Below are 15,116 nucleotides of genomic sequence, written 5' to 3' on the forward strand. Positions count from 1 at the left end.
TAGCCTAGTGATGTATCATGCTGAAGCAATTGCTTTTAAGAAAGGGTTGATAAATGAAACAGACAAAATTTTTAGGAATTCTTTGTCTTGCTCAGGTTATGATTTCAATTACAGTTGGTTCTAGCCACTTTTCGTGGTGGCAACTGCTATATGGAGATAAGCAGACCGGGCTGCTATTTTGGGAGTCACGCTTGCCAAGGACAATTAGTATTCTCCTAGCAGGCTCTAGTATGAGCATTGCCGGGCTTCTTATGCAGACTGTTACACAAAATCATTTTGCTGCTCCTAGTACAGTTGGAACGGTCGAGGCTGCGAAATTTGGTATGTTGCTCAGTTTATTTTTCTTTCCGTCAGCCACATTAGCGCAAAAAATGCTATTTGCTTTTGTATCTGCTATTTTTTTTACAATTATTTTTATTAGATTTATCAGAAAATTCTCATTTAAAGAAAAATGGTTGTTACCGCTTGTCGGAATTATTTATAGTGGGGTGATTAGCGCAGCTGGAGAAATCATTGCTTATCGTTTTGATCTTATCCAAAGCATGGCTTCATGGACACAAGGCTCTTTTTCCATGATTCAGAAACATCAATATGAATGGTTATTTTTAAGCTTAATCATCTTGATTGCGGTATGGAAACTATCAGCCACGTTTACCATTATGAATCTAGGGGAAGACGCCAGTCATAATCTAGGCATTTCCTTTTACCAAATGGAGGGAATGACGTTGTTTCTCATTGCATTGACAACAAGTGTGACGATGATTACAGTCGGCTCTCTTCCATTTATCGGAGTCATTGTTCCAAACATCATTCGGAAATTTTATGGTGACCATATCACGCGCATTAAGGGACTGACCGCATTAACTGGTGCCTGTCTCATCTTAGCCTGTGATATTGTAGCGCGTCTAGTCATTCGTCCCTACGAAGTCTCCGTCAGCTTGATTTTAGGAATTTTGGGTAGTTTGGCGTTCGTGTATCTTTTGTGGCGAGGTGCTGCTCATGAATAAAATGAAGAGTCAAACAAGAAATCTCTTACTTCTATTGCTTTTGTTAGCCAGCTTGAGTGGCTTGTTATATCTCATGCCGATGGACTATCCTTTAACAGGTTTTATTATGAAATTGCGCTTGCAAAAGTTACTAGCCTATCTCTTAGTCGCCATAGCTGGAAGTCTTGCTACAATCAGCTTTCAAGCAATCACAGAAAATCGTTTTTTAACACCAAGCATTCTTGGAATAGAATCTCTCTATGTCTTTATGCAGACGATTTATCTTTTCTTTGCTAGCAAATTCATCGGCAATACCAGTCATCCTTTGCTTGAGTTTATCTTAGTCTTACTCATACAGTGCGGCTTCTTTTTCTGCCTGCAACCTGCATTAAAAAAGCTACTCCAGCAAGGATTTCTATTTATTTTATTGATTTGTATGGCACTAGGGACGCTATTTAGAAGCGCTAGTACATTCTTGCAAGTGCTAATGGATCCTAACGAATATGATAAACTGCAGACAAAACTTTTTCCTTCCTTTCAACGAATGAATATGGATATTCTATCTGTCGCTACAATCATCATTGGACTAGCAGGTTTGTATTTGTTAAAGAAGAACGCTATTTTGAATGTTTTTCATTTGGATAAAAAGACAGCGACTATTTTAGGTGTAGAAGTTGAAAAAGAGCAAAAAAAGATACTATGGGCAATTGTTTTGCTGACTTCAACGACAACTGCTCTCGTTGGACCTATGATGTTCTTCGGCTTTATGATGTCCAATTTAGCCTATCTGTTAATCAAAGAATACCAACACAAATGGTTGTTCTCAGTAGCAATTTTACTCGGTTTTCTTTCTCTGACCACTGGGCAAATGCTGGTAGAGCGCGTCTTTCAGCTCCAAATCAATGTCAGCATGGTCATTGAGCTTGTCGGAGGGCTATTCTTCTTTTATCTTTTAGCTAAGGAGGCAAAACGCTAGAATGCAATTTAAAAATGTTGGCAAATCATTTGGAAATCAAGCAATTTTAGAAGATATTCAACTGAATATTTCACCGAGCAAATTCACCGCCTTTATTGGACCAAATGGTGCTGGAAAATCAACGCTGCTTTCTATTATGAGCCGTTTGCTCAAGAAAGATCAGGGGCTTCTCAGTATCAAGGGAAAAGAAATTGAAGCGTGGAACTCAAAAGAGCTCGCCAAAGAATTAACCATTTTAAAACAAAAAATCAATTACCAATCTAAATTAACGGTTGAAGAATTGGTTTCTTTCGGTCGCTTTCCTTATAGTCAGGATCGTTTGACAAAAGAAGATTTCAAAAAAGTAGAGCAAGCACTTGAATATCTGGACATTCTTGATTTAAGAGACCGTTTTATTGATACACTATCCGGAGGTCAATTGCAGCGCGTTTTTATCGCTATGGTGCTCACTCAAGACACTGATTTTATCCTTTTGGACGAGCCACTAAACAATCTAGATATTAAGCAAAGTATTTCTATGATGAAAATCTTGCGTTCTCTCGTTGATGACTTAGGAAAAACGATTATCATTGTCATTCATGACATCAATATTGCCAGTCAGTATGTTGATGAAATTGTCGCCTTTAAAGACGGAAAAGTCTTTTATCAAGGTACAACCAATCAGGTCATGAGAAAAGAAATTTTAGATCCATTGTATGAAATGGACATTACCCTTGGAGAAATCAATGGTAAAAAAGTTTGTATTTACCTATAAATATTAATTTTGGAGGAATTTTAATGAAAAAGAATACAAAAACACTACTTCTATCTCTCTTCGCAGCTGTTGCAGTTGTGCTACTCGCTGCTTGCAGCGACAATAAACAGTCCAATTCAAAAACGACAAACTCTTCATCTGCTTCTAGTGAAGTCACTATCAAAACAGCAAATGGAGATGTGAAAGTCCCTACCAACCCTAAAAAAATTGTAACACTGGATTTAGGTGCAGCTGATACCATTCGTGCTTTAGGTAAAGAAAGCAGCATTGTCGGTATGCCAAAGAAAACTCTTCCTACTTACTTAAAAAATTTACCAAGTAGCATTAAAAATGTAGGTAACATGAAAGAACCAGATATGGAAGCTATCGCAGCTTTAAAACCAGACTTGATTATTGCTTCTGGTCGTACAGCTCAATATGTCAAGAAACTCAAGGAGATTGCCCCTACTGTATTATTCCAAACAGACAACAAAGACTACTGGGGTTCTACCAAGAAAAACATCCTTTCTTTAGCAAGTATCTTTGAGGAATACGGAACCAAAAAAGCTAAAAGTGAATTAGCTAAATTAGACAAAGAAATTCAAACTGTTGCTGCTGCCAATGAAAAATCAAATAAAAGGGCTCTGACGATGATGTTAAATGAAGGTGCAATGTCTGCTTTCGGAGCTAAATCACGTTTTTCTTTTCTTTACAGCACTTTGAAGTTCAAACCAACAGATGCTAAAATTAAGGAATCAAGACATGGACAAGAAGTCAGCTTTGAAAGTATCAAACAAATCAATCCAGAAATTATCTTTGTTCTGAACCGCACTCTTGCTATCGGTGGGGACAATTCAGCCAATAAAGACTTACTGAATAACTCACTGATCCAAGAAACAAATGCAGCTAAAAATAAAACTATTGTAAACTTGACATCTGACCTTTGGTACCTCAGCGGAGGCGGACTCGAATCAACAAAATTGATGATTGAAGATGTAAAAAATGTAGCTGGGAAATAATATAAAAGAGCTGAAGAAAACCTTAAATGAATTTTCTCCAGCTCTTTTATCGTCCCCAACTTCTAATCATCTTCTACCGCGAAACCATCATTTGTGATGAAATGATGTTCTAAAATTCCCTCATTTCCAAATAAAACTCCGTGGAGAACACCGCCATAGACAGCTCCGCCATCCATACCGATTTTTTGATCCTGCGTTTGCCAAAGGCGACTTGTCCCAGGCATCTCAGAAAAAAGATAAAAAGTCGGAGTATGCCCAAATACAATTATCTTTCCTGTTTGATTAAGACCTTGATGAAAGGGCTCACGTATCCAAACCTTTTGATAATCGCTTGTTTCATGCCAATCTTTTAAAGTTAAGTCAACTCCAGCGTGTACAAAAATATAGTTATCTGTTTCAACAAAGAAAGGCATCTGACGAATAAAAGACACGAGGTCTGGCGCTTCTTCCGACACGCGCTTTGCGTCTTCAACTCCATCAACAGGAGTATCTAAAGGTCGCCCCAAAATGGAATTGATTGTTGTGTCTCCGCCATTGCGACGATAATGAGCATAGCCGCTCTCAGGATTGTCCAACCAAGTTAAAAACATGTACTCGTGATTTCCAGAAATACAAATCGCTCCTTGCTTTTCAACAAGTTCTTTCACACACTCCAAAACAGCGCGGCTAGCTTCCCCACGGTCAATCAAATCCCCTAAAAAGATGAGTTGGCTCTCTCCATCCCATTTTTTGAGTAATTCTTTTAGCATTTTTGCTTTTCCATGTACGTCACCAATTACAAAATAATTTGTCATGATTACCTCCTGATAACAACTCATTTAGCACAAGCCAAGAAGTGTTTCATTTTTTCAAGAGCTCTCTAGCCTGCGTGAGGGCTGCTTGGGTCACATTTTCACCCGCCAACATTTTGGCAATTTCTTCGACACGCTCCTCATCTGATAACAAACGAACAGTTGAAACAGTCGAATGTTCATCAGATATTTTCTCAATGAAAAATTGATAATCCGCAATGGCAATCACTTGTGGCAGGTGCGAAATTGCGAGGACTTGTCCGTTTGAGCCAATTTTATGAATCTTTTGAGCAATAGCTTGTGCAACACGTCCCGATACGCCTGTGTCCACTTCATCAAAGACAATGCTAGTCTTGCCTTCCTTACGAGAAAAAGCAGATTTGATTGCCAACATCAAACGAGACAATTCACCTCCTGAAGCAACCTTAACGAGTGGTTTGTAATCTTCACCGGGATTAGTCGAAATATAAAATTCAACGTGTTCATTTCCTTCACGACTAAATTTTCCCTTGGTAAATTGAACTCGAAAATTCGCCTTTTCCATATAGAGGTCTTGCAGTTCTTGCTGAATCTCTGCTTCTAACTGCTGGGCTAATTCGTGCCGAGCCTGACTAAGACTGCTTGCTAGAGAAACCAAGCTTTTTTCCAGCTTTTTCAGCTCTTTGTCCAAATCGTCTGATGAAAGATTTTTCCCAGTAAGTAGAGCATATTCTTTAGAAATCTGATCAAAATAAGCTAGGACATCATCTACTTGACCGCCGTATTTGCGAGTAATGCTATAGATTAAGTCTAGGCGACTTTCTACTTCTAAGAGACGACCGCCATCAAAATCCAAGTCTTCTAGAATATCCTCCAAACGCTTTGTCACATCTTCCAACACATAGTAAGATTCAGAAAGGTTGGCCGCAATTTCTTTGTAAGTGGCGTCGTAGTCTTCAATAGCTTCCATGTCATTCATGGCAGATCGAACATTTGCTAAACTAGAAAATTCTTCATCATCCAGCATGGCATAAGCATTGGTCAAAGTGTCCGCAATCTGCTTATGATTGAGCAACTTATCACGTTCTTGATTTAAAGCTAAATCTTCACCTGCTTTTAAATTAGCTGCTTCAATCTCTGCAATCTGATATTCCAGCATATCAATCCGCGCTTTATTTTCTTCTTGATTCTTTTGAATCATCAAGACCTGCTTGCGCAACTGACGATACTGATCAAAAATCTGTTGATAATCCGCTTTGAGCTTGAAAAATGCGTCATCTCCAAACTCGTCCAGCATGGCAATATGCAGCTGCGGTCGCATGAGTTCTTCTTGGTCGTGCTGACCGTGAATATCCACCAAATGCTGTCCAACAGCTCGCAAGACAGACAAATTAACCATTTGACCATTAATACGACTGACACTACGTCCATTTTGAAAAATTTCTCGCCGAATAATCAGCTCCTCTGTCATATCAAGTCCTTGCTGCTCAAAAATTTCAACCAAAGCCTTACTCTGCTCAATTGCAAAAAGCCCTTCAATCTCTGCTTTTGATGCACCGTGACGAATCACATCTGTTGTCGCGCGGCTTCCTAGCATCATGTTCATAGCATCAATGATAATAGACTTTCCGGCCCCTGTTTCACCTGTCAAAACAGTCATGCCTTGCTCAAAATTGAGGGAAATCTCTTCAATAATTGCAAAATTTTTAATGGAAATTTCAAGTAACATAGGCTATCTACCAATTCCTGATTTGTTCCAATACCTGATGAGCCATTTCTTCGCTACGGAAAATAAGGAGAATCGTGTCATCATCGGCTAAAATACTAAAAATGTCATCAGAGAAGTCTTCTACAATGTGTCGCTTCACAAAAGCTGTGCTTCCAGGGACAAGATTGAGATTGATCATACTTCCCAATAGCTCAAACTTTAAGATATTATTGTCTGCTAACTTCAAACTCGTACTAGCTGATTTCGGTAGTTCATAAATATAAGTGTTATTTTTCAGCGGAATTTTGACAATGCCCAATTCTTTAATATCACGCGAAACAGTTGCCTGTGTTGCTGTAATTCCTGATTTCTTCAAATATTCTACAATTGCTTCTTGTGTTCCAACTTCATAGTCCGACACAAAATGTCTAATTTTTTCTAATCTTTCCTTTTTATTCATCTTTAAATTCCTTATGTGCTGTCTCTACGACCGTTGTAATCATTGTTTTTACTAGATTTTCTGGGTGAGAACTTTTTTCTAAATAGGCTAAAAATTCCACATTCCCATGCCCACCTTGAATAGGGGAGAAATCCAGACCTTGGACAGAAAATCCGGCTTCAACCATAAAGTCCGTTACTTTTTCTAAAACTGCTTGATGCACTTTTTTATCTTTCACAATCCCATTTTTGCCAATTTGCTCTCTTCCTGCTTCAAACTGAGGTTTGATGAGAGCCACAACTTTTCCATTTTCAGCCAAAATCTTATACAGAGCTGGCAAAATGAGACCAAGCGAGATAAAACTGACATCAATGGAAGCAAAGCTAGGTGTCTCCTCAAAATCAGTTACTTTGGCATAACGAAAATTAAACTGCTCCATGCTGATGACGCGTTCATCTTGGCGGAGTTTCCATGCCAGTTGATTGGTGCCGACATCTACCGCATAGACCTGTCGTGCCCCGTTTTGCAGCATGACGTCCGTAAACCCACCCGTTGATGCCCCAATGTCCAACGTAATCTGATTTTCAACTGAAATCTCAAAAACCTGCAAAGCCTTTTCTAATTTTAAGCCACCACGGCTGACATATTTGAGCTTTTCGCCTTTGAGCTTCAACTCAATGCCTTCATCAATTTTTTCGCCAGGTTTATCAAAACGCTCACCATTCGCAACAGCAACGACTAAGCCCGCCATCACACCGCGCTTGGCCTGTTCTCTTGTTTCAAAAAGCCCTTGCTTATAAGCTAGAACATCTACTCTTTCTTTCGTCATTGAGTTTTAAACTTTCTATTATCTTTCTGATAGCCGCGCCTGAAAAAGCAATCTCTGCTTCTACTTCTGCCAATAAATATTCTGTTTCCTCTAGCTGTTCTTCAAAGAATCGCTTTGCTCCATTCAAGCCCAAAATAGCTGGATAGGTGGCTTTTTCTGCTGCCACATCTTTCTGCGGTGTCTTGCCCAAGTCTTCAAAGTTTGCTGTGATATCTAAAATATCATCTCGCACCTGAAAGGCTAGTCCCAGCAGCTGACCTATTACTTTCAATTTTTCCTGCTGTGATTCTCCTACTTCAGCAATCAAACCCGCAGCAATAAAAGGATAGGTCAGGAGTTTACCAGTTTTATTGGCATGAATATTCTGCAGCTCTGCTAAACTGATGTCCTTTCCTTCGCCCTGCATATCAAGGACTTGACCTCCGACCATACCAAAAGTTCCAGCCGCTAACGACAATTCTGCGATTAAGTTTACCTTGATTTGACTAGGTAGTGCCGCTTCTGCTATCAAGGCATAAGAATCCAAAAAGAGAGAATCTCCCGCTAAAATAGCCATTGCTTCGCCAAATTTCTTGTGGCTGGTCAAGCGACCACGACGATAATCATCATCGTCCATAGCCGGCAAATCATCATGAATCAAGCTACCTGTATGAATCATTTCAAGTGCTGCTGCCACTTGGAAATGTGCTTCTGTCAGTTCAAGTCCTAGACCTTCTAACAATTCTAAAAGTAAAAGAGGACGAATTCGCTTACCGCCTGCATTAACTGAGTAAAGAATCGCTTCTATCAAATCAGCAGATACTGCTTTTTTAGCATAAAAAGTCTCAATAGCTTGCCCAATTCTAGCTAATTTTTCGTCTTGTTTCATTCCATTTCCGTTTCTGTGCCATCAGCCTGCATAACTTTTACCAGCGTTTTTTCTGCCTGATCTAGTGTTTTTTGCAATTCTTTTGAAAGCTGCATCCCCTTTTGAAACTCAGAAATCGCTTCTTCCAAAGGAACATCTCCGTTTTCTAACTTTTGTACAATGACTTCTAAGTCTGCTAAATTTTCTTCAAATTTCTTTTCTTTCGACATTTTTTACCTCAACTTCTATCTGACCATCTCGCATCAAAATGGTTAATTGATCTTTTTTATTGACTTTCTCAATAGATTCTAACACCTGTTTATCTTTTTTGACAATAGCATAACCCCGAGCCACAATTCGGCTAGTATCCAGCATGAGCAAAGCGTCAGACAGACGCTTGACTTCAGCCACTTTATGGTCATAAACAACTGCCATATTGCTGCGCAGAAGCCGTTCCAACTGAGCTACACGCTCTTGATAAATCTGAACCTGACTTAAAAGAGCTAGAGCCTCCAAACGATGTTGTAAAAGCCTTGCTCGCTGCACTTCCTCGTTATAATATTCGCGAATTTTTTGCTTGATCCGTAAATTTAGTTGATCTAATTTTTGCAGGTAGCTATCATATAGTCGTTCTGGTTGTCGAAAAATGACGGACTGACTCAGCTTAGCTAGTCGCTCACGATTGTAAGTAAGACGATTAGACATGGCGGCTGCTAACCGATTTTGTTGCTGCTGCAAGTGTGCTAGGAGATCCAACTTTGTTACAGGTGTTGCTAATTCCGCAGCCGCTGTCGGCGTTGCAGCCCGTCTATCCGCAACAAAATCTGCCAAGGTCGTATCCGTTTCATGCCCTACACTCGAAATAATCGGAATGTGAGATTCAAAAATTGCACGGACAACCACTTCCTCATTAAACGCCCAGAGATCTTCAATTGAGCCACCACCTCGACCGATAATAAGGACATCTAAATCATTTCGCTCATTAGCACGACGAATATTTTCAGCTACTTCAGCAGACGCTCCTTCGCCTTGCACCTTCGTCGGATAAAGAATTATCTCAACTCCTGGAAAACGGCGACTAACAGTTGTGATAATATCGCGAATCACTGCTCCACTAGGACTGGTCACTACTCCAATTTTCTTTGGAAATTGCGGTAAAGCTTGCTTAAAGCGCTCCTCAAAAAGCCCTTCCTCGCCTAGCTTTTTCTTGAGCTGCTCAAACTGAATCGCCAAAGCTCCGATACCGTCTGGCTCCGCTTTTTCAATGATAATAGAATAAGATCCACTCGGTTCATAGAGTTGAACACGACCGATGACATTAATCTTCATGCCCTCTTCCAAGTCAAAACCTAACTTCTTATAAACACCACCCCAGATTGTCGCCTGAATGACAGCTTTTTCATCTTTGAGAGAGAAATATTGGTGATTAGGTCGCCTACGAAAATTAGAAACTTGCCCCGTCAGATAAACTCGTTCTAAATAAGGATCTTTATCAAACTTTAATTTTAAGTATTTGGTCAAGCTTGACACGGATAAATACTCAGACATTCCTCTCCTTTCATTTCCTGTAATGCTTCTTTATTCATAATTTTTATTATACCAAACAATCTATAAAAAATCATTTCCAGCCCTCAACGAAAAAGGAAAGACTAGTTTCCCATATCTTAAGCAGAGCCTAGCCCAACAAACTTGCCAAAATATACAAAAGATAGATGTGCGCAGGATAGAAAATGTAGAAAAATAACTTCATACCACGACCCTTTTCACCATTATAAAAATACATTGGAATAACCGCAAAAACCATCATCCATTGCACAGACGTTGGATCTGTTAAATAAACAAATAAAGAGACTAGTGCTAATATCACCATTTGTGCTATGCGGTGTCTGCGGAAGATATAAAAGAAAAGACCAAGGTAAACCATGACATCCCCTCCTTCAACCACGAGAATGTTCGGAATAGCCATGATAAAAAAAGCAATAATTTGAACCATAAGAGGTGATACATTCTCACTCGTTAGATAACTCGATAAAAACAAAGCCGGCAGAGCCAGAAGAATCGGTAAATGAAAAAGGCCCAATCCTTTCCAGAATGAATAAAGTTTCTTTTCTTTCATACCCTCAACCATCAAATCCCAAGCACAGATAGATATGCCCACTAAGAAAAAGGCGCCAAAAGCATTATTCGCCAGCCAAACTTTACCATTAGTGAAAAAGTGACTGACAATCATGTTCCCAATAATCATAAACCATGTCATAAAGAGCAACCGTTTCAAATAAGCTTTTCGATTATGCGTATAATAAAAACTATCAGCTGCCAGAAACATAAAAAGAGGAAAAACTACGCGTCCTAGCATTGTTAGCCATATCGGAGCACCAGAAGCACTAAACATTTCGTGGATATGATCTAAAAACATAAGACAAATAGCTAAAAATTTCAAGTTCGTTGCATTTGACACTTTCTTTAAAGATTGTAACATCATAAAATCTCTATTTCATTTTTTTCAACAAGCATTATCTTATCGAAAATTTCCCGTTCTTTCCATTACATAAACTTACATTTTCAGAAAGAAAAGTGACATTTTTGTAAGGCAAAAAAATAAAGTCAAGATAAGAAATCTCAACCTCATTAAATACAATGGTTTTTCATAAGATAGTGGATATTGAAAAAGATTATTCTTCCTTTCAACTTGTAGTTAAGCCTCATGAGCTAAATATCAAATTCATTACTCCAATAAGCAGACAAGAAGAGCTAAATTTTCTAATTTTTAAATGCTTCTGCAGACTTTTTCATTATAACATATTTTCATTTTTAGCTAGCTTCTTCATCCACTTAGGGATTTCTTTGCTGATTTCTGTTGGCAAGACTACATAGTTTTCTTTACTTAACTCCTCAGCAATGGCTGAATGCAGATAGACTGCGGCAGTTACACGTTCCAGTAAAGAACTACTATTGAACTGCCCTACAAAGCCTGCAATCATGCCTGCAAGAGTATCTCCCATGCCACCCGTTGCTTGATAAGGGCCGCCTATGTTCAGTTGGAAATAATCTGCATTTCCACTTTGGAAAATAATCGTTCCGTGCTTCTTTTGAACAACGATAGTTCCAACAGGAAAGGAATTAACAGCTTCTTGGCTTTTTTCAACCGTTTGCTCAGCTATCTTTAGTCCGCTCAACCGCTCCCACTCTTTTTGATGCGGGGTAAAAATCATCTGCGCTTTCGAAAATGGCAGAGCTTCTTTGCTAAAGAGGGAAATAGCCCCACCGTCCATGATGAAGACTTGATGTTCACTGACAAGTTCCACTACTAGCTGCAAAACGGATTTTTCAAGTTTACTTTCAGCTAAACCTGGTCCAATCAATACTACATCTGCTTTTTGGACTTGCTCGGTCAATAGCTTTTTATCTTGTACATCAAAAGCCATCGCTTCTGGTAAATGAGCGTGAACAGCTACAATATTTTCTCTATCCGTCGCAACCATCACTAGACCAGCTCCGCTATGAACTGCCGCTAAGGCTGCCATGATAATCGCTCCACCAAAAGGATACGTCCCGCCAATCAACAACAAACGACCATAATCTCCCTTGTGACTATTGAGCGCACGTGGCTGAATAATCTTTTTCAATAATGTATAGTCTACTACTTCCATGTTTGCTCCCTTCACCTATGCCAGTAGAGAAGTGACACCCTTGTTTACCTTTGTTTTACCATAAAAGAAATAGACGTGTCGCATTCTATTTCTTCAAACTCCGCTTGCACGCTCGATAGGTTTGCTCCATGAGCATAGTAATGGTCATCGGACCAACCCCTCTTGGTACAGGAGTGATGAGACTCGCGATTTCAGATACTTCATCAAATTTCACATCACCAATCAATTTACCATTTTCATCACGGTTCATGCCAACATCAATCACGACCGCGCCTTCTTTGACAAAATCTTTCGTCACAAAATGCCCACGGCCGATAGCGACAACTAAAATATCAGCTTCTTTTGTAATCTCTGACAAGTGATGTGTCCGTGAATGCGTCAGAGTTACTGTTGCATTTTTAGCAAGTAAAAGCTGTGCCATGGGCTTTCCGACAATGTTACTCCGTCCAATGACAACAGCACGTTTACCTTCTAATTCTACACCGTACTCATGAAACATTTCCATAATGCCAGCAGGTGTGGAGGGAATCATGACAGGATGACCACTCCAAAGGCGTCCCATATTCATTGGGTGAAAGCCATCCACATCTTTATCAGGGTCAATTGCTAACAGTACCGCCTCTTCATCAATATGCTTTGGCAGCGGCAATTGAACTAAAATCCCATGCCAATCTGGATCTTGATTGTACTTTTCAATCAAAATCAGCAGCTCTTCTTGGGTTGTTGTTTCTGGCAGACGCACCACTTCACTTCGCAGTCCTGCAGCCAAAGCTGACCGCTCTTTATTTCTCACATAGATTTGACTAGCTGGGTTATTGCCCACTAAAATCACTACAAGTCCAGGTACCAAGCCTGTTTGGTCTTTTAGTTTACGAACTTTCTCCGCTAATTGTGCTTGTAATTTTTCTGCCAAAGCTTTTCCGTCAATTATTTTTGCCATATAACTCTCATTTCTATTTTCTTCATTCTATTATAGCAGAAATTCATTCATTTGCCCTATAGACTTATTTTATAGAAAGTTATAGAGCGAAACCAACCTTGTCTTTCCCCCTTTTTCTACCATTTTATGAAAATTTACACAAAAAACAGAAAAAAAGGAGCCAAAAAACTTAAAATTACCTTAAACCTTAAAACTATTTTAAGGTAACTGCTTTAACATAGAACACGGTACCGATTTAGTTTAAAATATATAGAAGGGAAGAAAATTATGCAAATAGCCAAGCAGGCTTTGAATTACATCAGTAGAAAAAGAGTTAAAACTCTTCTTGTATTTCTGATACTTACTCTCATTTCAACTGCCTTAACTAGTAGCTTTTCTATTATGGGAACGACTAATAATATCGAAAAGAAAATCTATGACGCATCAAATACTGGCTTTACAATAACTAGCAAAACACTTGAACGACCACTTTCACTAAAAACAGCAGAAAAATTACTTGAGAATAAAGAAATTTCAAAATTCAACTTCAAATACGATGCTTTAGCAAGTTTGACAGATAAAACTGTTGTTAAGAAAAAACAAGGTGTCACAAGAGACAATCAAAACCCTGTCCTCAACAATCTGGTTGCTGCATTAGGAACAAGTGATTCTACTCTAGAAACAACCTTTGCAAGTGGTGTTTTCAAACTTGAACAAGGAAAGCCAATTCGTAAAGGCGATAAATCCAAGATTCTCATCCATGAAAAATTAGCTAAAAAGAATCATTTAAAAGTTGGAGATAAACTAAAACTAAAGGGAACCTCCTTAAAGGATGAGGATGCTAAACAACTCCATGAAGTAGAGTTTGAAATTGCTGGTATCTTCTCTGGAAAAAAAGAAGAGAAACAAACAGGTTTAAGCTCAGATGCGACAGAAAATACTGTCTATATGGACTATGAATCGAGCCAACACTTACAAGGTTACAAACCAGCTGATTATAAATTATCTGCAGCCGTTTATTTCGTATCAAATCCAAATCAAATTGATAAAGTCATCAATACAGTCAAAAAGTCAAAAATTGATTGGAAGCAAACTGATCTTGTTAAAAATTCTAAGGCTTTTGAAGCAGTTTCTTCTTCTGTTACCAGTTTCAAACAGATTATTAATGTTTTAACTTTCAGTATCATTATTGGAAGTATCATCGTTCTTTCCTTGATTCTCATGTTCTGGTTGAGAGAAAGGATTTATGAAATCGGAGTACTATTATCTCTCGGTATTTCAAAAGCGATGATTATCTCTCAATTCATACTGGAACTGGTTATCATATCAGTATTTAGTATGGCACTAGCTTCTATTAGTGGCTCTTATATTTCCACTATGGTATTCAAAGGGTTTATAAAAGGCGGTCAACAACAAGATAGCTCATCCGCTATTTTTGAAAATATCGTTCCGCACTTACATGCCTCTACTATTCTGATGACTTATGGAATACTGCTCATCATTATTTTACTTGCAGTAGTAGGTTCATCTTCTATTATCCTACATAAAAAACCAAAAGATATTTTAACCGATATAAGTTAAGGAGACAAAACATGACAATTTTAAAAATGGATTCAGTTAGTTACCAATACAATAGCCTACAAGAAAATGTATTGAATCAGATCACAGCTTCATTTGAAGAAGGAAAATTTTATGCTATTATAGGGAAATCTGGTGCAGGAAAATCAACCTTGCTTTCCCTTCTTGCAGGACTTGATACTCCTACAAAAGGAAAAATCCTCTTTGAAGATCAAGACATCGCTCAAAAAGGCTATAACCATCACAGACGGAAACAAATCTCCCTGGTTTTCCAAAATTATAATTTAATCGATTACTTAACTCCGATGGAGAATGTTCGACTCGTAAATTCTCAAGCAAATAAAGATAGCTTACTACAACTTGGACTCAACGAAAAAGAAATCCATCGTAACGTATTACGATTATCAGGTGGCCAGCAGCAACGGGTTGCTATTGCACGCGCTCTTGCATCTACAGCACCAATTATCTTAGCAGATGAACCAACTGGGAACTTAGATGAAGGTACTGCCATGGACATCATTGAAGTCCTAATTAAATCAGCTAAACAAAAAAATAAATGTGTGATTGTGGTGACACACAGCAAAGAGTTAGCTAATAAAGCAGACGTCGTCTTAGAGTTAAGCAATAAGAACTTAGTCGAAGTCACTAAGAATTATAAATAA

The 15,116-nt window shown here is 38.6% G+C and carries 16 protein-coding genes; 6 read left to right on the forward strand and 10 right to left on the reverse strand.

Annotation, left to right across the window (positions count from 1 at the left end; translation table 11 throughout):
* Window positions 1-53: 53 nt before the first annotated feature.
* From RG565_RS03765 to RG565_RS03780, 4 genes are read left to right on the forward strand one after another with little or no spacing between them, the layout of a single operon-like run.
* Entirely contained in the window at window positions 54-1,007 is a 954-nt protein-coding gene (locus tag RG565_RS03765; RefSeq protein ID WP_247936958.1) for an ABC transporter permease, read from the forward strand.
* Window positions 1,000-1,962 (forward strand): iron chelate uptake ABC transporter family permease subunit, encoded by a 963-nt coding sequence (locus RG565_RS03770; protein WP_003041111.1) that lies wholly within the window; start codon window positions 1,000-1,002, stop codon window positions 1,960-1,962. The genes RG565_RS03765 and RG565_RS03770 overlap by 8 nt, the downstream gene beginning before the upstream one ends.
* Window position 1,963: 1 nt before the next feature.
* Entirely contained in the window at window positions 1,964-2,716 is a 753-nt protein-coding gene (locus tag RG565_RS03775) for an ABC transporter ATP-binding protein (protein ID WP_247936957.1), read from the forward strand.
* A gap of 23 nt (window positions 2,717-2,739) precedes the next feature.
* Window positions 2,740-3,714, forward strand: coding sequence for a siderophore ABC transporter substrate-binding protein (locus tag RG565_RS03780; RefSeq protein ID WP_247936956.1), 975 nt, complete (start codon window positions 2,740-2,742; stop codon window positions 3,712-3,714).
* Window positions 3,715-3,776: 62 nt separating this feature from the next.
* Here the strand turns inward: RG565_RS03780 and RG565_RS03785 are convergent, their stop codons facing one another.
* The 10 genes from RG565_RS03785 to RG565_RS03830 all read right to left on the reverse strand — a co-directional run bounded on the left by RG565_RS03785 (window position 3,777) and on the right by RG565_RS03830 (window position 12,897).
* On the reverse strand, window positions 3,777-4,508 hold the full coding sequence (locus RG565_RS03785; RefSeq protein ID WP_247936955.1) for a metallophosphoesterase: 732 nt from the start codon (window positions 4,506-4,508) through the stop codon (window positions 3,777-3,779).
* Window positions 4,509-4,554: 46 nt separating this feature from the next.
* Window positions 4,555-6,213 (reverse strand): DNA repair protein RecN, encoded by a 1,659-nt coding sequence (recN, locus tag RG565_RS03790; protein WP_247936954.1) that lies wholly within the window; start codon window positions 6,211-6,213, stop codon window positions 4,555-4,557.
* Window positions 6,214-6,220: 7 nt separating this feature from the next.
* Window positions 6,221-6,652: an arginine repressor gene (locus RG565_RS03795; protein ID WP_247936953.1), complete on the reverse strand. Its 432-nt coding sequence runs from the start codon at window positions 6,650-6,652 to the stop codon at window positions 6,221-6,223.
* Window positions 6,645-7,460, reverse strand: a complete 816-nt coding sequence (locus RG565_RS03800) for a TlyA family RNA methyltransferase (protein WP_247936952.1) — start codon at window positions 7,458-7,460, stop codon at window positions 6,645-6,647. Before RG565_RS03800 ends, RG565_RS03795 begins: the two co-directional genes overlap by 8 nt.
* Window positions 7,426-8,328 (reverse strand): polyprenyl synthetase family protein, encoded by a 903-nt coding sequence (locus RG565_RS03805; RefSeq protein ID WP_247936951.1) that lies wholly within the window; start codon window positions 8,326-8,328, stop codon window positions 7,426-7,428. Before RG565_RS03805 ends, RG565_RS03800 begins: the two co-directional genes overlap by 35 nt.
* On the reverse strand, window positions 8,325-8,537 hold the full coding sequence (locus RG565_RS03810) for an exodeoxyribonuclease VII small subunit (protein WP_003041167.1): 213 nt from the start codon (window positions 8,535-8,537) through the stop codon (window positions 8,325-8,327). Before RG565_RS03810 ends, RG565_RS03805 begins: the two co-directional genes overlap by 4 nt.
* A complete protein-coding gene (xseA, locus tag RG565_RS03815; RefSeq protein ID WP_247936950.1) occupies window positions 8,515-9,855 on the reverse strand; it encodes an exodeoxyribonuclease VII large subunit in 1,341 nt (446 codons plus the stop codon). Before xseA ends, RG565_RS03810 begins: the two co-directional genes overlap by 23 nt.
* Before the next feature lie 127 nt (window positions 9,856-9,982).
* On the reverse strand, window positions 9,983-10,789 hold the full coding sequence (locus tag RG565_RS03820) for a TraX family protein (RefSeq protein ID WP_247936949.1): 807 nt from the start codon (window positions 10,787-10,789) through the stop codon (window positions 9,983-9,985).
* Window positions 10,790-11,099: 310 nt separating this feature from the next.
* Window positions 11,100-11,957, reverse strand: a complete 858-nt coding sequence (locus RG565_RS03825; protein WP_247936948.1) for an NAD(P)H-hydrate dehydratase — start codon at window positions 11,955-11,957, stop codon at window positions 11,100-11,102.
* Between the two features lie 85 nt (window positions 11,958-12,042).
* Window positions 12,043-12,897, reverse strand: coding sequence for a bifunctional methylenetetrahydrofolate dehydrogenase/methenyltetrahydrofolate cyclohydrolase (locus RG565_RS03830; protein WP_070670119.1), 855 nt, complete (start codon window positions 12,895-12,897; stop codon window positions 12,043-12,045).
* Window positions 12,898-13,164: 267 nt separating this feature from the next.
* Here RG565_RS03830 and RG565_RS03835 point away from each other — a divergent pair, with 267 nt between their 5' ends.
* Together RG565_RS03835 and RG565_RS03840 are read left to right on the forward strand one after the other, a co-directional pair.
* Window positions 13,165-14,457: an ABC transporter permease gene (locus tag RG565_RS03835; protein ID WP_247936947.1), complete on the forward strand. Its 1,293-nt coding sequence runs from the start codon at window positions 13,165-13,167 to the stop codon at window positions 14,455-14,457.
* An 11-nt stretch (window positions 14,458-14,468) separates the two neighbouring features.
* Window positions 14,469-15,116: an ABC transporter ATP-binding protein gene (locus RG565_RS03840; protein ID WP_003030192.1), complete on the forward strand. Its 648-nt coding sequence runs from the start codon at window positions 14,469-14,471 to the stop codon at window positions 15,114-15,116.

Origin of the sequence: Streptococcus sp. IsoGale021 (assembly GCF_031142795.1) — a bacterium.
Classification (GTDB): domain Bacteria; phylum Bacillota; class Bacilli; order Lactobacillales; family Streptococcaceae; genus Streptococcus; species Streptococcus hominis.

Coding starts and splice junctions, on each gene's coding strand:
- RG565_RS03800 (WP_247936952.1), bottom strand. CDS start 7,460: ATGACGAAAGAAAGAGTAGATGTTCTAGCTTATAAGCAAGGGCTTTTT.
- RG565_RS03830 (WP_070670119.1), bottom strand. CDS start 12,897: ATGGCAAAAATAATTGACGGAAAAGCTTTGGCAGAAAAATTACAAGCA.
- RG565_RS03835 (WP_247936947.1), top strand. CDS start 13,165: ATGCAAATAGCCAAGCAGGCTTTGAATTACATCAGTAGAAAAAGAGTT.
- RG565_RS03795 (WP_247936953.1), bottom strand. CDS start 6,652: ATGAATAAAAAGGAAAGATTAGAAAAAATTAGACATTTTGTGTCGGAC.
- RG565_RS03825 (WP_247936948.1), bottom strand. CDS start 11,957: ATGGAAGTAGTAGACTATACATTATTGAAAAAGATTATTCAGCCACGT.
- xseA (WP_247936950.1), bottom strand. CDS start 9,855: ATGTCTGAGTATTTATCCGTGTCAAGCTTGACCAAATACTTAAAATTA.
- RG565_RS03780 (WP_247936956.1), top strand. CDS start 2,740: ATGAAAAAGAATACAAAAACACTACTTCTATCTCTCTTCGCAGCTGTT.
- RG565_RS03765 (WP_247936958.1), top strand. CDS start 54: ATGAAACAGACAAAATTTTTAGGAATTCTTTGTCTTGCTCAGGTTATG.
- RG565_RS03805 (WP_247936951.1), bottom strand. CDS start 8,328: ATGAAACAAGACGAAAAATTAGCTAGAATTGGGCAAGCTATTGAGACT.
- RG565_RS03820 (WP_247936949.1), bottom strand. CDS start 10,789: ATGATGTTACAATCTTTAAAGAAAGTGTCAAATGCAACGAACTTGAAA.
- RG565_RS03770 (WP_003041111.1), top strand. CDS start 1,000: ATGAATAAAATGAAGAGTCAAACAAGAAATCTCTTACTTCTATTGCTT.
- RG565_RS03775 (WP_247936957.1), top strand. CDS start 1,964: ATGCAATTTAAAAATGTTGGCAAATCATTTGGAAATCAAGCAATTTTA.
- RG565_RS03840 (WP_003030192.1), top strand. CDS start 14,469: ATGACAATTTTAAAAATGGATTCAGTTAGTTACCAATACAATAGCCTA.
- RG565_RS03785 (WP_247936955.1), bottom strand. CDS start 4,508: ATGACAAATTATTTTGTAATTGGTGACGTACATGGAAAAGCAAAAATG.
- RG565_RS03810 (WP_003041167.1), bottom strand. CDS start 8,537: ATGTCGAAAGAAAAGAAATTTGAAGAAAATTTAGCAGACTTAGAAGTC.
- recN (WP_247936954.1), bottom strand. CDS start 6,213: ATGTTACTTGAAATTTCCATTAAAAATTTTGCAATTATTGAAGAGATT.